General features: G+C 61.0%; 21 protein-coding genes and 1 tRNA gene. 11 read left to right on the forward strand and 11 right to left on the reverse strand.

The window, feature by feature from the left end; translation table 11 throughout:
- The first annotated feature begins 823 nt into the window (after positions 1-823).
- Together LPA46_RS17110 and LPA46_RS17115 are read left to right on the forward strand one after the other, a co-directional pair.
- Positions 824-1,369 carry a hypothetical protein gene (locus LPA46_RS17110; RefSeq protein ID WP_230893561.1) on the forward strand — a complete coding sequence of 182 codons (546 nt, stop codon included), beginning with the start codon at positions 824-826 and terminating at the stop codon, positions 1,367-1,369.
- A 98-nt stretch (positions 1,370-1,467) separates the two neighbouring features.
- Complete coding sequence (locus tag LPA46_RS17115) at positions 1,468-2,028, forward strand: hypothetical protein (protein WP_230893562.1); 561 nt, start codon at positions 1,468-1,470, stop codon at positions 2,026-2,028.
- A gap of 10 nt (positions 2,029-2,038) precedes the next feature.
- Here the strand turns inward: LPA46_RS17115 and LPA46_RS17120 are convergent, their stop codons facing one another.
- The gene (locus LPA46_RS17120; protein WP_230893563.1) at positions 2,039-3,214 is read right to left on the reverse strand and encodes an MFS transporter; all 1,176 of its coding nucleotides are present in this window, start codon (positions 3,212-3,214) and stop codon (positions 2,039-2,041) included.
- Positions 3,215-3,364: 150 nt separating this feature from the next.
- Here LPA46_RS17120 and sod point away from each other — a divergent pair, with 150 nt between their 5' ends.
- Complete coding sequence (sod, locus tag LPA46_RS17125; protein ID WP_230888759.1) at positions 3,365-3,967, forward strand: superoxide dismutase; 603 nt, start codon at positions 3,365-3,367, stop codon at positions 3,965-3,967.
- 28 nt (positions 3,968-3,995) lie between these two features.
- Here sod and LPA46_RS17130 read toward each other — a convergent pair whose 3' ends face one another.
- Positions 3,996-4,451: a DUF7522 family protein gene (locus tag LPA46_RS17130; protein WP_230893564.1), complete on the reverse strand. Its 456-nt coding sequence runs from the start codon at positions 4,449-4,451 to the stop codon at positions 3,996-3,998.
- 101 nt (positions 4,452-4,552) lie between these two features.
- On the opposite strand from LPA46_RS17130, the gene LPA46_RS17135 reads away from it, so the two are divergent.
- Positions 4,553-4,822: a DUF5827 family protein gene (locus LPA46_RS17135; protein ID WP_230893565.1), complete on the forward strand. Its 270-nt coding sequence runs from the start codon at positions 4,553-4,555 to the stop codon at positions 4,820-4,822.
- Here LPA46_RS17135 and LPA46_RS17140 read toward each other — a convergent pair whose 3' ends face one another.
- On the reverse strand, positions 4,823-5,398 hold the full coding sequence (locus LPA46_RS17140) for an MBL fold metallo-hydrolase (protein WP_230893566.1): 576 nt from the start codon (positions 5,396-5,398) through the stop codon (positions 4,823-4,825).
- Between the two features lie 75 nt (positions 5,399-5,473).
- Positions 5,474-5,812 carry a cupin domain-containing protein gene (locus LPA46_RS17145; RefSeq protein WP_230893567.1) on the reverse strand — a complete coding sequence of 113 codons (339 nt, stop codon included), beginning with the start codon at positions 5,810-5,812 and terminating at the stop codon, positions 5,474-5,476.
- Between the two features lie 88 nt (positions 5,813-5,900).
- On the opposite strand from LPA46_RS17145, the gene thyX reads away from it, so the two are divergent.
- The 5 genes from thyX to LPA46_RS17170 all read left to right on the forward strand — a co-directional run bounded on the left by thyX (position 5,901) and on the right by LPA46_RS17170 (position 11,055).
- Positions 5,901-6,644 (forward strand): FAD-dependent thymidylate synthase, encoded by a 744-nt coding sequence (gene thyX, locus LPA46_RS17150; protein WP_230893568.1) that lies wholly within the window; start codon positions 5,901-5,903, stop codon positions 6,642-6,644.
- Between the two features lie 209 nt (positions 6,645-6,853).
- Positions 6,854-7,828 (forward strand): transcription initiation factor IIB, encoded by a 975-nt coding sequence (locus tag LPA46_RS17155; protein ID WP_230888765.1) that lies wholly within the window; start codon positions 6,854-6,856, stop codon positions 7,826-7,828.
- A gap of 130 nt (positions 7,829-7,958) precedes the next feature.
- Positions 7,959-8,033 (forward strand) — tRNA-Glu (locus tag LPA46_RS17160).
- 206 nt (positions 8,034-8,239) lie between these two features.
- Positions 8,240-8,440: a DUF7835 family putative zinc beta-ribbon protein gene (locus LPA46_RS17165; protein ID WP_230893569.1), complete on the forward strand. Its 201-nt coding sequence runs from the start codon at positions 8,240-8,242 to the stop codon at positions 8,438-8,440.
- Between the two features lie 170 nt (positions 8,441-8,610).
- Positions 8,611-11,055, forward strand: coding sequence for a PAS domain-containing sensor histidine kinase (locus tag LPA46_RS17170; RefSeq protein WP_230893570.1), 2,445 nt, complete (start codon positions 8,611-8,613; stop codon positions 11,053-11,055).
- Positions 11,056-11,097: 42 nt separating this feature from the next.
- Here the strand turns inward: LPA46_RS17170 and LPA46_RS17175 are convergent, their stop codons facing one another.
- On the reverse strand, positions 11,098-11,913 hold the full coding sequence (locus LPA46_RS17175; RefSeq protein WP_230893571.1) for a hypothetical protein: 816 nt from the start codon (positions 11,911-11,913) through the stop codon (positions 11,098-11,100).
- A gap of 173 nt (positions 11,914-12,086) precedes the next feature.
- Between LPA46_RS17175 and LPA46_RS17180 the strand changes: the two genes are divergently transcribed.
- The gene (locus LPA46_RS17180) at positions 12,087-12,986 is read left to right on the forward strand and encodes an alpha/beta fold hydrolase (protein ID WP_230893572.1); all 900 of its coding nucleotides are present in this window, start codon (positions 12,087-12,089) and stop codon (positions 12,984-12,986) included.
- Positions 12,987-13,095: 109 nt separating this feature from the next.
- Here the strand turns inward: LPA46_RS17180 and LPA46_RS17185 are convergent, their stop codons facing one another.
- Genes LPA46_RS17185 through LPA46_RS17205 form a run of 5 tightly spaced genes read right to left on the reverse strand, consistent with a single transcriptional unit; the run spans position 13,096 to position 18,114 of the window.
- Positions 13,096-13,857, reverse strand: a complete 762-nt coding sequence (locus LPA46_RS17185; RefSeq protein ID WP_230893573.1) for an ABC transporter ATP-binding protein — start codon at positions 13,855-13,857, stop codon at positions 13,096-13,098.
- A 2-nt stretch (positions 13,858-13,859) separates the two neighbouring features.
- Entirely contained in the window at positions 13,860-14,669 is an 810-nt protein-coding gene (locus LPA46_RS17190) for an ABC transporter ATP-binding protein (RefSeq protein ID WP_330166351.1), read from the reverse strand.
- 16 nt (positions 14,670-14,685) lie between these two features.
- Complete coding sequence (locus LPA46_RS17195) at positions 14,686-15,873, reverse strand: branched-chain amino acid ABC transporter permease (protein WP_230893575.1); 1,188 nt, start codon at positions 15,871-15,873, stop codon at positions 14,686-14,688.
- 1 nt (position 15,874) lies between these two features.
- Positions 15,875-16,810, reverse strand: coding sequence for a branched-chain amino acid ABC transporter permease (locus LPA46_RS17200; RefSeq protein ID WP_230893576.1), 936 nt, complete (start codon positions 16,808-16,810; stop codon positions 15,875-15,877).
- 8 nt (positions 16,811-16,818) lie between these two features.
- A complete protein-coding gene (locus LPA46_RS17205) occupies positions 16,819-18,114 on the reverse strand; it encodes an ABC transporter substrate-binding protein (protein WP_230893577.1) in 1,296 nt (431 codons plus the stop codon).
- A gap of 171 nt (positions 18,115-18,285) precedes the next feature.
- Here LPA46_RS17205 and LPA46_RS17210 point away from each other — a divergent pair, with 171 nt between their 5' ends.
- On the forward strand, positions 18,286-19,116 hold the full coding sequence (locus tag LPA46_RS17210) for a proline dehydrogenase family protein (RefSeq protein WP_230893578.1): 831 nt from the start codon (positions 18,286-18,288) through the stop codon (positions 19,114-19,116).
- Between the two features lie 97 nt (positions 19,117-19,213).
- Here the strand turns inward: LPA46_RS17210 and LPA46_RS17215 are convergent, their stop codons facing one another.
- Positions 19,214-19,678, reverse strand: a complete 465-nt coding sequence (locus LPA46_RS17215; protein ID WP_230893579.1) for a GNAT family N-acetyltransferase — start codon at positions 19,676-19,678, stop codon at positions 19,214-19,216.
- Positions 19,679-19,723: the final 45 nt, after the last annotated feature.

Raw genomic sequence — 19,723 nt, forward strand, 5'->3', positions numbered from 1 at the left:
CCTCGTCAAGGCAGTTGACGAGGAAGTTAAGGAGCTGGTCCTCGTGAATCTCACTGTCTGCTTGCTGGGTCGTAGACACACCTTCAGCAAGCAGACGTTCTAACTAAGCGGCTTTGTGATGTACTGATACTGGGATGGCCGCCGGTCTATTTTCCATTTCTACCGGTCTGTTCGTTATTCCCGGTATCGGGCTGAGTCTCAGTGGCTATCTCTGGTTCCGTCAGCGGGAGATGCGGTATCCACTTGCACTGTTGGTTGGGCTACTGGCTGTCGGTCTCTTATACGTCGTCCGTCAGCGATTAGACGTTATTATTCAAATTCCGCTCTTTGCGATTGTCGTTGTGGCCGTCTTCGTTCTGCCAGTTGTCGTAGTTCTCTGGGTTACTCACCATAGTCATCTGTAATTAGATACTTGTAGGTGGACCACTATGTAGGATTAATGTCACGAAAAGGGGTGGTTTTTCGACTCAACCTCATCATCTGGCTTCTATCCATCCTTATCGCGATGGAACTATGGCCAGTTCTACGCACGGGAAGGGGAATCGTAGTCATCTTAATCGTGACGCTGGCCGCCATTCTCTATTGGGGCCTTTATAAAATAGATTGACAGTCCATCCATCGACCGAGGGGCTGTTCCACGCCAAATACAGTTTGTGAGCACCTGCCTCGATGTGGTGCGTTGTTTCTGGAAGTACAGTTGCACCACCACTCAGTACAGATCTCCACAAGACACTTCCCCCAGTCGTTATTTTATTTTGAAGTGATCCGGAGAAGTATTGTATTGGCTGTTTCCGGGGTGATTCTACTATTGATCGCGGTTCGTATGGGAGGGCTCTCAACGGGCTATGGGCTCGGTCGAGCATCGGTACTTCTCCGCGTCGGAATAGCATACGCTGCACTCGGCATACTAACCGGCATCTTGCGTCCGACCACGGTACGAAAGCGGGTGTTGAACGCGATAGCGACGCTCGCCGTCGTCTTCGTCACCGGTGTCATAGTCATGTATCTCGATTTAGGAGTGTACCCGCCCGAATATGGCACGCCCCTGACTCTCCGCCGGCTGGTCGGCACACAGATGGAACTACTGCTCGTCACGCTCCCGGTTCCAGCAGGCTACCTCGCAGGACTCCTCGTGCGAGAACGAACAAATCTCGAAGCGGCAGGCCTCTTGCTCACCGCAATGGTCGTCGGGTTCGCTGGTGGAACGTGGATTTCGTTAGCCCGAGGGAGTGCCCCCGGCTTCACCCATTTCATATTCGCTGGAGCAATCCTCGCAACCACCGCATTCGCACTCCTCCCCCTAGTTGTGATGGCATGGCTCGATCGAGACAACCACAACATTTTGCGGCGCAATACGACGGGTGACTAGCAGTGGCAGCGAATCACGCGCAGCGCTGGCCAATTCTGCTAGTCGGTATCGGCCTCGCGATGGTGGTTTTCGGTGCACAAGCCACGCACTTTGCGAATTTGATCGAGTTCACGTACAGCGTGGAGGCGACAACACAGGCCGCAGCAACCGAAGCCGCCAACGCCTCAGACTCCGGTGTCGATGTCATCTACCACTTCACAGACCTTCCAGCAACCGCACAAGACGCCTTCCGCCAAGCACTCGAAGCCCCGGACAACAAAACCACGATTCGAGGCCTGGAACACCAAGTCACGGAATTAACGAGCGCAAGTGATACCACCGCACAGCCCGGGTACGGCCGCTACTACGTCGAGTATCAGGGAAGCTACTACGAATTCACGATTCGACAGCCGATGAATGTTGCCGCGTTGTCGTCGTTGCTCGGATATGCGTTCGCTGTCTTCGGAGTTCTCGTCGGGGTCTGGGGGAGTTTCGAACACGGGTCGACGACCCGTGCCCTACTCGCACACGTGAGTGGGGTCGTTTCCTTCCTTGTGGTGTACGGTGTGACCGGCTGGTGGGGGCTCAATACATTCCTGTCCCTCGTCGTTGTCGGCGCTGTTTGTACGTACCTCCCAGCGGCCGGTGTGTGGTCGGTTTATGGGACACTTCGTTCCTGAGTCCGCATATCTACGTACGTGAGGCCTGCCGGGCGACCTGCGTCCAGACGACGATTGCCCCGATTGCCGTGACGGCGGCAGCGAGCGTCCACGCGACGTCGTAACTGAAGCCGTCGACGACGAACCCGAACAGCGGCGGCGCGGTGATGCCGCCGAGGTTCAGCATGGTCTGACCGCCCGCGGTGGCAGCACCAACTTCGTCGTCGTCGACAATTGTGGTCATCGTCGCGTAGTAGACGCCGGGGAACCCGAGAATGAACAGCCCCAGAAGCGCGAACGCGACGGCCGACGTCCACGGCGTCTCTGCGATGGTGACGCCGAGGAAGCAGACGGCCGCAAGGACGCCTTGCGCGGTCAGTACGAGCGCGGGGCCGCGGGCGGGCGAGCCACCGAGCCGGTCGGAGAGTGCGCCACCGACGAGCCGGCCGATGCTGCCCGCGACCTGGACGCCCGCGAGGACGGCGCCCGCGAAGCCGGCGGCGACGGCGATGGATTCAGTCATGTGGAGGACGACGTAGCCGGTCGTCGTGAACACCGTCGCGCCGAGGAACAGGCCGGCGACGATGAGCCCTCGGTACGCGGGGTCGTCGAGGAGTCCGCGGACGTCCGGCATCGAGAGTGTTCCGGAGCCGGTCGTTCCCTCGTAGCCGGCGGCGAACGCGGCGGCGATGACGACGGCGATGCCGGCGATGACGAGGAAGCCTGCGCGCCAGCCGAAGCGGGTGGCGGCGATGCCTGTGACGAGGAGTGCGCCGAGGCCGGAGCCGCCGGTAACGCCGACCTGTTTGACGTTCATCGCGAGGTTGCGGCTGCCCTTCGGGGAGACGGCGACGATGGCGCGGTTGGTTGCGGGCATCGCGGTGGCGTACGCGAATCCGAGGACGACGAGCGCGGCGAGCAACAGTGGGAATGTCGGCGCGTACGCGACGCCGATGCATCCGACGGCCATGCCGAGCAGCCCGACGATCATCACGGGTCGTTCGCCGTAGCCGTCGACCGCGGCTCCCGTTCCGAAGAGGAGGACGGTGTAGCCGAGCATGATGGCAGTGACGACCGTGCCGGTGAGCGCGCGGGAGATGTCGAAGTCGCTGCGGACGAAGGCTGTCGAAGCGAAGATGGCGTAGAATGCGAGGCTCGCGGTGAACTGCCAGCCGGTCACGAGGCCGACGCCGCGCCATGAACGCATACGCGTTCGTCGCAGCTCCGGACGTATGTGAGTAACCATCCAAACTGCGGGCAAGCGGCGTCATTCGCCGGTTTTCGTGGTAGGTGCTAGCAAAGATGCCACAAACGTTTAACACGAACCGCTACGATGGTTCTGGCGGGTGACCGCACCATGAGTGACTACGAACTTCCACCGCTTCCGTACGACTACGACGCACTCGAACCGCACATCTCCGAACAAGTAATGACGTGGCATCACGACACGCACCACCAGGGCTACGTCAACGGCTGGAACTCCGCCGAGGAAACCCTCGAAGCAAATCGTGAAGAGGGCGACTTCTCGTCGTCGCCGGGCGCTATCGGGAACGTGACCCACAACGGCTCCGGGCACATCCTGCACTCCATCTTCTGGAACAACATGAGCCCGAACGGCGGCGGTGAACCCGCCGGCGCGCTCGCCGCGCAAATCGAGGAGGACTTCGGGTCCTACGACGCCTGGAAGGGCGAATTCGAGGCCGCAGCCTCCGCTGCCGGTGGCTGGGCGCTGCTGGTCTACGACAGCCACTCCGAGCAGCTGCGCAACGTTGTCGTCGACAAGCACGACAAGGGCGCGCTCTGGGGGTCGCATCCGATTCTGGCGCTGGACGTCTGGGAGCACTCGTACTACTACGACTACGGTCCCGCCCGCGGCGACTTCATCGAGAACTTCTTCGAGGTCGTCGACTGGGACGACGTCGCGGACCGCTACGAGGACGTCGCTGCGCGCTTCGAGTAGCGTCACACATCCGCCGTTTTCTTTCGCGTCAGTCGTCGTCGGGAGCCACGGGTGCGAACGCACCGGCACCGTACTCGTCGGCGAGGTCGTGGACGATGTCGGTGAGCGCGCCGAAATCGTAGCCGGTGTCGTTCGAGTCGATGCCGACGACGACGCCGACCTGGGCGTCGTCGTCCGTGACGAACGTCCGGAACAGCTCCCACGTGTCGAACCCGCGGTGCGTGTACCGGAACTCCGAGTAGTGGAGGAGGTTGTACGTCTGGCGCGTGACGAAGCCGTAGCGTTCGTTGTCCAGATGTTTCTCGACGGCGACGTCTTCGATGCGTTCGGCGACGTCCTCGCGGAGGTACAGCGGCTGTTGAGTGCGTTGGTCGAGTACCCAGACGTCTCGGAGGGTGTCGCCGAGTGCGTCGCGGAGGGCGTCGACTAGCGCGGCCTTCCCTTCATCGAGAGCCGACTGTGACTGCGTGGCGTACGTTGTCATACGGACCGCTCGTCCGTGGTTGCGCCCGACGCTCAGATAAGCGTTCCCCACGGTCGATTCGCCACCGGGGGTTTTTTCGTCGCGACGCACGCACGTCGAGTATGCCCGTTCCGAAGGACGACTTCGAGACCTTCCACCCGTGTGACTTCTACACGCCGGCGGAGCTCCTCGACGAGGACAAGATGTACACCGTCTACGAGATTGCACGCCTCCTCCAGGACTTAGAGCCCGACGCGGAACTAGACCCGAACACGGAGAACGTGCTTCTCGACTGGGCGATTCCGTGGATTATGAACCACAGCGACGACCTCGTCGTCGCCGAACCCCGCGAGGAGGAAGAACCCGGCTACTACGGAATCGATACCGAATAACTACTGCTGTCGCGCGGCTTTTGCGGCGAGTTCGATGTTCTCGATTGCGCCAGTCGTGACGCTTGGACCGTGGCCTGCGTGCATCACGTCGAGGTCGTCGACGACATCGAGCACGCGGTCGATGCTTCGTAGGAGTGTGTCACGGTCGCCACCCTCCAGATCGGTGCGGCCGAACGCGCCATTCGCGAACACGAGGTCCGCCGCGAACAACACGCTCGCGTCCTGCGAGTAGAAGACCAAGTGATGTGGCTCGTGACCGGGCGTATGTAGGGCCTCGTAATCGTGGTCGCCGATAGCGACGGTGTCGCCGTCCGCGACTTCGTGGTCCACGCCGTCGTCGCTGGTGTCGAAGCCCCAGGCGTCGACGTCGAAGGCGGCTTTGACGTCATTGAGGTTGCCGATGTGGTCGGGGTGGGGGTGCGTAAGGAGTACTGCGTCGAGGTCGTCGACGTGTTCGCGGACGGCACTGACAACGTCGAAGTTCGCGCCCGGGTCCACGAGCACTGTGCGGTCGCCCTCCACGAGGAAGGCGTTGCTCGTGAACGCGTCGACGCCGGCAGCGAGATTGGTGGCCATACACTGGCTACGCTGTCCGACACTTAGGGGTTGGCGGGACGTGAACGCGAGGAGAAGCGCCTGCGGTGGCTGTCGCTAGCGTGGTGCGCCGACGAGCACGAGCTCGGAGTAGTGGTCGCGGTTGCGAATCTGACGAGTCTCCTCTGGGTCAATGCGGATGGCTTCGCGTTCGTCCAGGGAAACAGTCGCGTCCCCGAACTCCACGTCGACACCGCCCTCGACGACGTAGTAGACTTCCTCTTGGCCGGAGTCGAGGTGGTCGTGTTCCATGCCCTCGGCGTTGGGTTCCATCGTGAACAGCGTGAACGCCACCTCCTCGGTGTCGAGGGCGTCTTTCATTCGGAACATCTTCGCGCGCGCTTCGTCCGGCAGCGCCGATTCGGCGTCAGCTATCGTCGCCTTCTGGTACGGCATACCCGGAACTGGGGCAGGCCGGTACTTCTGGTTAGTGGCCGTTGGGTTCGGAGCGCTTTTGTCGCCGGCGCGAGCATCCACGTTCAACATGCGAGTGCGTCTTCTCAACGCGACCGACGACCCGGAAGAACTCATCTGCCGGGGCGCGCGCAACGACTACATGAGCGGCTGGGTTGCCGAACAGGACTTCGAGGAAGTGATGGAGGGCGTCGAGGGTGATGATATTGAAGAGCAGAAAGCGAACTTCCTCGCGAAGCTCCTCAAGCGCGGGCACTACGGGCCCTTCGAGCACCCGAGCGCGACGTTCGCCATCGAGGGGATGAGTCGGTCGTGTATGGCGCAGCTCACTCGGCACCGTCACGCGAGTTTCGACGTACAGTCGATGCGATACGTCGCTTTCGACGAGGTTGATCCCGCGGACGTCGAGGAGGGTGAGATGGTGGTGACGCCGCCGTCGGCGACCGACCCGGATTGGATTGGCCGTAATCAGAAGAACGCGGAGGTCGACGAGGAGACTATCGAGCAGCGCGAGGAGATTTTCCAGCAGTCCGTCCGGCAGTCCGTCGAGGATTACCAGGAGTTACTGGAACTCGGGATGCCGCCCGAGGACGCACGGTTCGTCCTGCCGATTGGGACTGAAGTGAACGTCGTCGTTACGTTGAATCCGCGGTCGTTGATGCACATCGCGGACATGCGAGCGGCCGCGGACGCCCAGTGGGAGATTCGGGACCTTACCGAGCAGCTGTTGGACCTCGCTGCGGAGTGGTGTCCGCATACGTTCGACTACTACGAAGCGGAGATGAAACACCGGAAGAACCGCCTCGCACCTTAATTGTCGGTTAGTCGCGGTCGGTATTTTCTCTGGCGTTGTCGCTGTGGTGTGTTCGCTGCCCGAAAATTTGCTGGGTATAAAAACCACTCGGAAATATCGATTGTAGCACTTAAGAGTGGCGCAAACTTTAAGTACTAGGGTCCCTTACCTATAGTTATACTGGGTGCCCGGGAGCCCACTGCGGACAACATCCCGGAACGGAATTCAACATGAGTACGAAGACAATCCAACAGTACAGCGGAACGGCACAACACGAGACAGACACGACTGAAACCGAACACGAGCAGACCCACACCTGCCCCGAATGTGGCGGGTCCCTCCAACAGGACGAGACCCACGGTGAGACCATCTGTGTCGACTGTGGCCTCGTCGTCGAAGAAGACGACATCGACCGCGGCCCCGAATGGCGCGCATTCGACTCCAGCGAGCAAGACGAGAAATCCCGCGTCGGCGCCCCCACGACGAAGCTGATGCACGACAAGGGACTGTCGACGAACATCGGCTGGCAGGACAAAGACGCCTACGGCAACAGCCTCTCGTCCAGTCAGCGCCAGAAAATGCAGCGCCTGCGCAAGTGGAACGAGCGCTTCCGCACCCGCGACAGCAAGGAGCGCAACCTCAAGCAGGCGCTCGCAGAAATCGAACGCATGGGGAGCGCGCTCGGGCTGCCCGAGAACGTCCGTGAGACCGCCTCGGTCATCTACCGCCGCGCCCTCAGCGAAGACCTGCTCCCCGGCCGTAGCATCGAAGGCGTCGCATCCGCGGCGCTGTACGCCGCCGGCCGCCAGGCCAACCACCCGCGCAGCATCAAAGAGGTCGCAAACGTCAGCCGCGTCGACGACATGGAGTTCAAACGGACGTACCGCTACATCGTCCGCGAACTCGGCCTCGCCGTCAAGCCCGCCGACCCCGCTAGCTACGTCGGCCGCATCGCCTCCGAACTCGACGTCGAAGACCACGTCGAACGCCGCGCCCGCGAACTCCTCGACACCGCCGAAGGCACGGGCGTATTCAACGGCAAGTCTCCGGTCGGCCTGGCCGCCGCAGCCATCTACGCTGCCGGCCGCCTGACCGGCACCCGCTCCACCCAGGACGAGGTCGCCGCCGCAGCCGACATCAGCACGGTCACCATCCGCAACCGCTACCAAGAGCTGCTCGAAGTCGCCGACACCACCTCGGCCTAACGCTCTCCGAGTCGTTCGGTAGTGTCGCTGTCCCTCGATGGATTCCCGAGGCTACGTGTGTGTCACTGTCTCAGCGTGCAGCCGAGACGAAACCGTTATTTGTACACCTCGGCTACGAAAGAGTGGACGCGCTCCGTTGGTGTAGTCCGGCCAATCATCTTGCCCTCTCACGGCAAGGACCAGGGTTCGAATCCCTGACGGAGCACTTCTCTGTAACCCACATCGACCAGCAACGGCCAATCTATTGCTTCAACGCTTGACTCTGGTTTGTTGCAGATTGCTTTAATCCATCTGTGGTTAGGTTCGTTGTAGGTGCTGTGTGATCGGGCATCGCCGTGGCCACACCCATCCTAACTGTATAGGCATACACTGGAAGGGGGTGGGTGGATATTGTTGAGTTGGGTGAGTCCGATGGCCAGTAAAAACGTTCAGTCCGATGCAATCACGGAAGAGTGCACAGCCTGTGGCCGCGAGCAGCCCCACAGCGTCACAATCGATATCCTCACGGAAAGCGACAAAGACGAGAACGCGTCGTTCTCCCGAGAGCCCTACCGCGTCGCAGAATGCCAGGCCTGCGGCACCACCACCAAAACCCGCATGAACAACGTCTAGCGTGGCCGTCTCCCGACCGCTGGAATACGCTCTTTGACGACGGCAGTCCGTTATTGATTCGCTGGGACGTTCGCTTCAATCCACTCGCGCCACCTCGGTAGTCGGCGGCTCGGAGACTGAACATAGATTGTAGCCATAATGGTTATCCACGCGTATTTGGTGCTACACGTATGGGGTCGTCAGGGTCTACGCCGCACATTCCGCCGGAAGACGTCGAAGGTGTGTTTGCTCGATTAGACGAGGCGACGACGCCGCTTTCTACACGCGAAATTGCAGCGCGACTCGACTGCTCGACCAATGCTGCGGAACGGACCCTGCGAGACCTCGCTGACCGTGGTAGCATCCAGACGAAACAGGTAGCGGATTCCACGCGCATCTGGTGGCAGTCCCACGAGCAGCAATCCCCACGCAATCGGACCGATACGCCCGAGTTCAGCGCGTTCGTGAGCGCAGTTCAGGACTACGCGATTTTCATGCTCGACCCCGACGGCACCGTCGCGAGCTGGAACACGGGCGCCGAACAGATCAAAGGTTACCGTGACGACGAAATCATCGGCGAACACTTTTCGACGTTCTACACGCCAGCGGACGTCGACGATGGTGTGCCTGGGGAGAATCTTGAGGCTGCGCGGACGGCGGGCCGCGTTGAGGACGAGGGGTGGCGCGTCCGCAAGGATGGGTCACGGTTTTGGGCGAACGTCATTATCACAGCGGTGCGCGACGATGACGGTGAACTGCAGGGGTTCACGAAGGTCACGCGGGATATGACCGAGCGCCGCGAGTACGAACAACAACTCCGGCGGGAACGCGATCAGACCCAGCAACTGCTTCGAACGGCTCCAATCGCCATCTCGGTGAAAGACGCCGACGGCGAGACGATTATCGCCAATCAGCGAGCCCAAGACGCCCTTGGGTTGTCCAAGGAGGAGATTCTGAACAGCCCCGAGAATGCCGACGAGTGGGCGGTCTACGATGCAAACGGTCGCCAGCTCCCGTCGGATGAAATGCCGTCGGCTCGGGTGTTGCAGACGGGTGAGCCAGTCTTCGATGAGGAGGTCCGTATTGACTCGCCGGCCGGTGACCGCATGCAGTTCCAGATTAACGCCGCGCCGATCCGTGATTCTGATGGGTCGGTCGAACGCGTGATTACCGCTGGCAAGGACATTACGGAACTCAAAAAGCGAGAGCGACAACTGGAACAACGCAAGACGGCGCTGGAAACCGAGCTCAGCGAGATCCTCGGTCGCATCTCTGATGCGTTCTACGCACTCGACGACGAGTGGCGGTTCACGCATCTGAACGACCAGGCCGCCGACATCATGCAGCACTCTCGAGAGGAGTTACTCGAGGAGGTGATTTGGGATGTCTTCCCTGACTCCGCGGGCGTCTATCGGGAGCACTTCGAGCGGGCGATGCGCACACAGGAGCCTGTCACGTTCGAAGTACACGTCGGTGGATTGGATTCGTGGCTGGAGTTCAACGTCCACCCTTCCGAGACGGGGGTTTCGGTGTACTTCCGTGATGTCACCGACCGGAAGACGCGCGAGCAGACGCTCTCGAAGTACCGGACCATCGTCGAGACCGTCCAAGACGGGATTTACGTGAAAGACGAAGACGGCACGTTCACGATGGTGAACGACGCGTACGCCGAGTTAACGGGCTACGAACGCGAGGAGCTTGTCGGCGCGCATGCATCACTGGTTGTTGATGAAGCCACGATCGATCGTGCGACCCAGCAGAAAGCAACCGCTAGCGATGTGGGCGACGCAACGGTGGAAGCACCCATTGAGACCGCCGATGGTGAGCGGATTCCGACGGAAGCGTCGTTTGCAACCATCGAAACCGAGGACGGTGAGACCGAACAGGTTGGGGTTGTCCGCGATATCTCCGACCGGAAGGAGTACGAGCGGAAACTCGAAACGTCGAACGAGCGCCTCGAACAGTTCGCGTATGCGGCCTCGCACGACCTCCAGGAGCCACTGCGAATGGTCTCTAGTTACCTGCAACTCATCGAGGACCGGTACGGCGACGAGCTTGATGAGGACGGCCAGGAGTTCATTAATTTCGCCGTTGACGGTGCTGACCGGATGCGTGCGATGATCGATGGATTGCTTGAGTACTCTCGTATCGAGACGCAGGGCAATCCCTTCGACACCGTCGACTTAGACTCGATTCTGGCTTCGGTGCGTGAGGACCTCCAATTACAGATCACGGAGAGCAACGCGAGCATTACCGCTGAGCCGCTACCGCGGGTGAACGGTGACGCCGACCAACTCCGGCAGGTCTTCCAGAACCTCGTCGAGAACGCCATCGAGTACAGCGGCGACGAGCCACCAGAGATTACGATTTCGGCGGAACGAGCCGACGACAAATGGCGGGTCGACGTCAGCGACAACGGGATTGGTCTCGATGCGGAGGACTCGGATCGCATCTTCGAGGTGTTCGAGCGCCTCCACAGTCGCGACGAACACCCTGGCACCGGGATTGGCCTTGCACTCTGCCAGCGAGTTATCGAACGCCACGATGGCGAAATCTGGGTCGAATCGACGCCTGGCGAGGGCGCGACCTTCTCGTTCACGCTCCCCGCGACGAATCCGATAGCCCCCAATCGGTGAGTGGCTTCGATGGGGATGCCTGCCGGCGGTTCGAGGTGAGCGCTACCATTTGGTGATGCTTTGGTTGCTGTCGTGGAGGTCGTGGACGATTTCGTTGCAGTGCGTGCATTTCCAGACGCCAGCGCCGAGGGATTCGAATCCCTGGCCGAGTTCGTTCTTGTGATCGTCTCCCCAGACAACGCCACAGGCTGGGCAGGTTCCGGGATAGTATTTTGACTGCGAGGATTCTGTGGGTTGTTTCGTCGGTTGGTTTACGTACTGTTTGTGCTGTTCGACGGCGCTGGCGATTTCGCGTAGTTGCGCTTCGGTTAAGGTCGCTTGGAGTGCTTGGAGTTGCGGGCGAAGCGCTTGGAGTCGGGTGGCGATATAGCTTGGAGTGCGTGGTTCGCTGTCCTGTAATCGGTGGAGTGCTGCGACTCTGGCGTTGAGGTGATAGTATTCTTGGAGGGTCATGCTATAGGTTGCGTAGATGATGCGTCGGCGGAGTACGGCGCGAAGCTGTGGTCCTGAGACCGGGGCGTTTAGGATAACGTCGTAGTCGTTGACGAGTTCGTTCGCCAGTGGCTGGGATTCGATGACGAGAAACTGGCAGAACGGATGCCGGACCAGGACATCCGTTCGGAACTGCTCGAAGGCCTCGTCGAGGAGGTTGTCGAATAGGCAGACGACCGCAGTCGTCTCGTCGAATGCGGCGTATGCTTCGGCGGGTGTGGCGGCGAAGGTTGTGTTGACGTTCGGTAGCGACGCAGCGAGGTTTGATTTGATGTCGTCGAAATTGGTGACGAACAAGACCGTGACTTCATCGAACATCGCCGTGACGGCGTCAGTCTGGCCTCCACCCCCATCTACGGGGGACATAGATATACGGCGAGAACCTAGTCATAAAACTATTCGCTCGGCGGTATCAGGTGTGAGAACTTTCTTCGAATGAGGGAATTGGATCGCTCTAGCCAGTTGAACACTCAGATTTTCTCGGGGGTGCTTTACGTTCGTGGAAAATAATTAACACGCAACGTGTGGTAGATGGAGACATGGGGGTGGGAACCAGCGAGAAGATCGATGCGGAACTGTTAGCGGAACCAACCGCGGAATCCGTGTACTGGGAGGTGAATAATGTCGAGTTACACGTGGTCACAGCTGGCAACGAGGGTGACCCAGTCGTCGTCTTCTTACACGGGTTTCCCGAGTTCTGGTACAGCTGGCGCGAGCACGTACAGCCGTTCGTCGACGCCGGATACCGTGTCCTCATCCCGGACCAACGAGGCTACTATCTGAGTGAGACGCCATCCGGAACTGACGCCTATCGGATCAGTCTGCTCTCGGGAGACATCGCTGAATTACTCGAGAATACAGGTGCTGAACCAGCACACGTTGTCGGCCACGACTGGGGAGCATCCGTCGCCTGGGACCTCTCACTCCGGCACCCGGATGTGGTTGACCGGCTCGCAATTCTCAACGTACCGCATCCAACGGTCTTCGTCGAGACGCTCACATCCAGCGTGCAGCAGATGCGAAAGAGTTGGTACATGTTCTTCTTCCAGCTGCCGTGGATTCCCGAGTGGTACATGCGTCGAAACGACTACGCGTTCCCGACGGCTGCCCTCCGCGGAGCGCAGGCGGGGACATTCTCCGAAACGGACCTTCGCCGATATCGCGCTGCGTGGGACCGCGGTAATTCGTTGACCGGGATGATTAATTGGTACCGGGCGCTGTTTCGACACCGCGAGGACCCGCCACGAGAGACCGTGAGCGCGCCGACGCTCGTCTGCTGGGGTGAACGCGATCAGTTCCTACTCACCGAGATGGCCGCCAAGAGCCTCGACTACTGTGACCAGGGTCGTCTCGAACGGTTCCCGGACGCGACTCACTGGATTCACCACGAGCAACCAGCACGTGTCACCGAAGTACTCTTGGACCACTTCCAAGCCTAAATTGCCCGGGAGAGAAGTTTCGGGAAGTATTGAGAACACCGATGCGCGGAGGCCGTCCCGCACACCGGTTGTCTCAGCGGCTACCACCCAGTGAGACGTACTGACTGGGTTAGCCGCCGAGGTAGAGCTGGGACACCTCGTCGTTGTCGAGGAGGGAGTCGGCGTCCCCGTCGAATCGGACGGTTCCTTGGTCGAGGACGTACCCGCGGTCCGAGATGCCGAGGCCCTGTTTGGCGTTCTGCTCGACCATCAGAATCGCCGTGTCCATCTCGTTGACGGCTTCGACGTGCTCGAACACCTCTTGTGCCGTGTTCGGTGCTAACCCCGCCGACGGTTCGTCGATGAGCAACACGTCTGGCTCCATGACCAGTGCGCGAGCGAAGGCAAGCACTTGCCGTTGACCGCCGGAGAGTGTTCGAGCCTTCGCGGTTCGCTTCTCGTCCAGCAGCGGGAATCGCTCGTAGAGGTCGTTGATGACGTCCTCTAAGCCGCTACGACGAGCGACACCGCCCATGCGGAGGTTCTCGTCGATGCTGAGCGAGCCGAACACGTTGTCGGTCTGTGGGACGTACCCGATGCCTTCTCGAACGATGTCCTCGGGGGCCATCCCACCGATGTTGTCGCCGTGATAGGTGACCGTTCCCTCCCACGGGTCGAGCATGCCGAACACCGTCTTCAGCACCGTCGATTTCCCGGCGCCGTTCGGCCCGATGAGACAGACAATCTCGCCGGGGTCGAGGTACATCGAGCAGTCGTCGAGGACTTGGACGTCGCCGTAGCCGCTGTCGACGCTGTCCAGTTCGAGGACGTGCTCGGTAGCCGGGTCGCCAGTCGTGGTCGCGTCGTCAGTAGTGGATTCGTTCGTGCTCATGGTTAGCCGCCGAGGTATGCGTCGATGACGCGGTCGTCGTTCTGGACTTCCTCGGGGGTGCCCTCCATGAGGACGCTCCCGCGGTCGAGGACGATAACTGGGTCCGCGAGACTCATCACGAACTCCATGTCGTGTTCGATGAGCAGGAACGTCGTCCCCTGCTCGTTGAGTCGCCTGATTTGCTCTGCGAGTTTCTTCCGTAGCGTCGGGTTAACCCCCGCTGCGGGCTCGTCGAGCAACAGGATTTCGGGTTCAGCCAGCATCGCCCGCGCGAGTTCGACCAGTTTCATCTGCCCGCCCGAAATCTTCGTCGCGGGCTGGGTTGCTAAGTGGTCGATCTCGAAGTCTTCGAGAATCTGTTCGGCGTCGTCGAGGTTCTTCTGCTCGCGTTCGCGCACTGCCTCTGGGTCGGTGAACAGTTTCACGAACGACTCGCCGGGCTGGTTGCGTGGCCCGACGAGCATCGCCTCACGGACGGTCATGCCCTCGAGCTTGCGTGGGGTTTGGAACGTCCGGATGAGGCCGTGGTCTGCAATCTCGTACGGTTCGAGGTCGGTTACGTCGGTGCCGTTCACTTCGACGCGACCGCTGTCGGTCTCGTAGAACCCCGAGATGAGGTTGAACAGCGTCGACTTGCCGGCGCCGTTCGGCCCAATCAGGCCGGTGATCGTGCCACGTTCGACCTCGAAGGTGGCGTGGTCGGTCGCGACGAGCGCACCGAAGGACTTCACTAGGTCGTCGACGCGGAGCACAACGTCATCTTTGTCGACGTTCGCTGCGACTGCATCGGTCTCCGATTCGGTCTCGGCCATCTGTGATGCTTGACTCTCAGTCATTCGTCTCACCTGCCTTGACGTCACGAACGCCGGTGTCCGGTTTTTCTGGGGCGTTGTCGACGACGCTCGGCCAGATCAGCTCGCGTTGTGGCGGTAACACGCCCTGCGGGCGGAAGCGCATGAGCAGGACGATGAGCACGCCGATTAACAGCAATCGGAGTGGCGCGACGTCGAAGGGAATCCACTCGAAGGCGTTGAGGAACCGCGTTCCTTCGCGGATGGCGACGATGACGAACCCACCGAAGAGCGCCCCGCGGTTCGAGCCGCTGCCGCCGAGGATGACCGCGACCCAGACGTAGAACGTCGTAATCGGGTTGAGGTCACCGGGCGAGACGTAGAGGTTCAGGTGCGCGTAGAACACGCCAGCCAGCGCCATGACGAGGCTGCCGAGCACGAACGCCTGCATCTTGTAGTGGTAGGTGTTTTTCCCGAGCGCGCTGGCGAGGTCTTCGTCGGAGCGGATGGTTCGGAGGACGCGACCCCACGGCGAGCGGTGCGCGCGCTTCAGGACGAAGTAACTGCCGGCGATGAACGCCAACACGAGCGCGACGTTCAGCAGCGCGCTCCAGAATGACTGCCCAAGGACGAGTTGGCCGCCGGGAAGCCACGAGATGACGATGCCGGGCATCGTCTGCGGGAGGGTGTCCAGGACCGGCCAGCCTTCGAAGAACGTCGGGATGCCACGGAGGCCAGCGCTTCCGTTAGTCACCTGGTCTTCGTTGAGGATGATGATGCGGACGACTTCCGCCAGGCCGATCGAGGCGATGGCGAGGTAGTCCGCGCGGAGACGGAGTGTCGGGATGGCGATGAGTAACGCGAGAATCGCCGCGAGCACGAGTGCAACGAGCAACCCGACGACGGGCGCGAGGTCGCCAGCCAGTGGCGATGAACTCGAGGACGCCAGCGCCGTGCCGTACGCGCCGATGCCGAAGAAGGCGGCGACGCTGAAGTTAATTAGGCCAGTGTATCCCCACTGCACGTTGAGGCCGAGCGACATGAGCGCGTACATGCCCGCGAGCCCGAGGAGGAACAGGAAGTACGTCGGTGCCAGGCCGCCGGTGAGCAGACCGAACAACAGCAGGCCCACGACACCAATAATGAACGCTGTGACGCCCTGTTCGGCGCGAGTGAGGCCACTCCAGTATGCTTTCGGGTCGGCGGCGATGGAGCGAAGCGACATCTCAGGTCGCCTCCCCGGCGATGCCGTTCGGTCGGACGAGCAGGACGATAACCATGATGACGAACGCGATGGCGTCCGCGTACTCGATGCCGATCCCCCACGAGTTGGGCACCAGCGGGAGCACTGCACCCAGGTCCGACAGAACCGGCGTGAGCTGGTTGATCATCCCGATGAGGAGCCCGCCGAGCATCGCTCCGTAGACCGACCCGATACCGCCGAGAATGACGGCTGCGAAGATGATGAGCAATAGATTGAACCCCATCCGTGGTGCGAGCCGGCTGAACAAGCCGAGGAACACGCCACCGGCGCCAGCGAGCCCGGCGCCGATAACCCACGTCCAGAGTTTGATGCGGTCCGTTCGGATGCCGCTGACGCGCGCGAGTTCGGGGTTGTCTGCCATCGCACGCATCTTCCGACCGAGGTCGGTGTACTGCAAGAGGACGTGCAGGCCGCTCACCAGTACGACCGCGGTGACGACGATCGCGACGTCGTGTTCGGTGACGCGAATGCCGTACGGTACTAAGGCTTCGATCGGGCGGCGTGCTGGGATGCTGTACCGCGTGAAGTCGGCACCGAAGCGCATCTGGATGACCGCCCGGTAGATGAACGCAATCCCGATCGAGGTGATGAGCAGGCCGATGGAGCCGACGTCCATCCCATCGTAGATGAGTTTCTCCGTGACGACGGCCAGCGCTGCGGCTGCGACAATCCCGACGAGGAGCGCGACGAAAAAGCCGTACGGTAACCCGAGCACCGTTCCGCCAAGGCCGCCGATGGCGCCGAAGGTTACTAACGCCGAGTAGGCGCCGACGGTCATCGTGTCGCCGTGCGCGAAGTTGGCGAAGTCAGCGATGCTGTACACCAGCGAGAGGCCGATGCTGCCGAGGACGATGATGCTGCTGAACACCAGGCCGCTGGCGATGAGGTCGAGTACCATCTGTTAGCTTAGGACTCGATGAAGCCGACGGGTTCGTAGCTGTGGTCCTGCACTTCCAGGATTTGCAGGAAGCCAACGGGGTCCCCGTTCTCGTCGAAGTCGATGGGGCCGCTGACACCCTGGTAGTCGACGTCGCTGGGCCCACCGCCATCGGCGAGGATGTCGTGGGCTGCCTGGTAGGAGGTTACCTGTTCGCCCTCTGGCCGAGTGACGTCACGGACGACGTCGCTGAGTGCCGATCCGGTGAACTCGTCGGCGGCCTGAATCGATAGTGCGGCCGTGATGACACAGTCGTAGGCGTACGCCGACCACACGGTCGGGGATTGGTCGTATTCGGCTTCGAACGCCGAGACGTAGTCCTGGTAGTTCTGCTGCTCGACGGGCGCGGACGGCACGACAATCGTCATGCCGTCGATGCTGCCCTCCGGCGTGTTGTTCAGGACGTTGTCGCCGGAGACGGAGTCTGCGCCGTACAGCGGCGCGTCGTACCCGCTGGAGTACATCTCGTTGACCATCGTCGCGAACTCGGCCTGGTAGGTGATGAACAGCCAGGCGTCCGCGTCCGCGCCGTTCATCTCGCTGATGACGCCCGAGTAGGACTGCTGGTCCTGGTCGTGGGGGTTGTTGTACGCGACGTCGCCGTCCCAGGCGTTGACGAAGGCGTCGGCGAGACTCTGCCCGTAGTTGTTGTTGACGTACGTCAACGCGACGCTGTCGTGGCCGTCCTCTCCGATGAGGTTCGCGAGGGCGGTCGACTGCGTGCGTCCGGTCGGGGACATCCGCAGGAGTCCCGGGAAGTCCGTCAACCCGAGTCCCGTGGAGTTCTGGCTTAGCTGAACGACGTCGGTGTTCTGAATGACACTCTCGTAGATTGCCAGTGAGACGCCGGAACCGACTGAGCCGATGAGGAACGGGACGCCGTCCTGGTTGACGAGTTTCTGGGCTGCGGAGACGCCGCCCGAGCTCTCGCTGCCGGAGTCCTCGACGATGATGTTGAGGTCGCGTCCGTTGACGCCGACTTCGTTGACGTCGGCGAGCGCGAGGTCCTTCCCGCGTTGGTTGCGTTGGCCGAATGCCGATAGTGAGCCGGTGAGCGAGTCGACCATGCCGATCTCGTATGGGCCAGTGTTCCCGCCGCCGCTGGTCGTGGTTTCGCCGCTGGTGGTACCGTTGCTGTCGGTGGTCGTTCCGGAGTCGCCCGTCGTCGAACAGCCGGCAAGTCCGACGAGCCCTGCGGCACCTGCGCTGCCTGCGAGCTTGAGGAGCGTCCGCCGGTCGATCTCTGTTATGGTATCTCGTGACATGCGTCTTCACTGTAAGTCATACCAGCAACAGGTGTCAATTGTAGCCCTACCATGGTCGGGGACCACCCAAATCCAACCGAGATACCGCCAAAACAATAAAATTCGACTACTTCTTATCAGTAATATTTGGTTGGGTCCTGATATAGGATGGTCCAGTATCTACGAACCAATATGATACCGCCAATCGCCAGTAACTTCGTCGCCGGCGAGACACCCGAGGCGGCGATGGACCACGTCGACGACATCAACGACCGCGGCGTCGACGGCATCCTGAACCTCCTCGGCGAACACTACGACGAACGAGCCAACGCAGACGCGGACGCAGACGCATACATCGACCTCGTCCACGACCTCGCCGACCGGAATACCGACGCCTGCATCTCGATCAAACCCAGCCAGATCGGCCTCAGCATCAGTGACGACGCCTTCGAGGAGAACCTCGCACGCATCGTCGACGCCGCCGACTGCTTCGTCTGGATCGACATGGAAGACCACCCGACAACTGACGTCACTCTCGACGCCTTCGAACGCCACGCCCGCGAAACTGAGGGCAACGTCGGCGTCTGCATCCAGGCGAACCTCAAACGCACCAGGGACGACCTCGAACGCCTCGCCGACCTCCCCGGCAAAGTCCGACTCGTGAAAGGCGCCTACGACGAACCCAACGACATCGCCTACAAGAACAAAGCACGCGTCGACGAAGCCTACGAGGAATACCTCACCTACATGTTCGAAGCGTTCGACGACGGCATCGCCGTGGGGAGCCACGACCCACAGATGATCGACCTCGCGACAGAACTCCACGACGAACACGGCACTCCCTTCGAAATTCAGATGCTGATGGGCGTTCGCGAACAAGCCCAATTCGAACTCGCCGCGGAAGACTACGACGTCTACCAGTACATTCCCTACGGCAACAAGTGGTTCTCGTACTTCTACCGGCGCATCCGCGAACGCAAAGGTAACGCCCTCTTCGCCCTCCGTGCCATCATCGGGCGTTGACTCTCGCCTACCACCGAAGCTGTGGACTTTCCGCTCGCAATACTGTTCTGAGAGTTTGGCAGCGTCAGTCCACCACTGGGTTTGGTCCGGGCTAAGTTCACTCAAGTGGCAGTGCGTACTCGACCTGCTTGGCTCGAAACCCGACGTTTCGGTAGAACCGTCGGGCCGCCTCGTTGTGCCACTCACACGAGACCTTGAGGTGGTCACATCCCCACTCTTCGGCCAACTCTTTGACGCGTTCGACGACTTGCGTACCGTAGCCGTCGTTCCGGTAGCCCTCGTCGATGAAGAGGTCGACGAGGCGGAGATACTGGGAGTACGTCCGGGATGGGTGGGTGCCCTCTCGAAGCGTCACGTAGCCGATCGGGTCGTCTTCGTGAACGACGAGATAAATCGTGACTGCCGGGTCGTCCAGCAGTGAGTGGAAGCCGTCGGCAGCGTCGTCGCTATCTGTGTAGGCGAGTTCGTTCAGGTCGTCGTATGCTTCCACCGATGTGGCGAGAGTGAACCAGCGTTCGATGAGGGCATCAAGGTCGTCAGCGGTGGCCTCACGAAGCTCCATACATGGACTCCTCGATTTTCTCGCATTAATTTAGTGACGAACTTC

The sequence above is a fragment of the Halobacterium sp. KA-6 genome, assembly GCF_021029015.1.
Classification (GTDB): Archaea; Halobacteriota; Halobacteria; order Halobacteriales; family Halobacteriaceae; genus Halobacterium.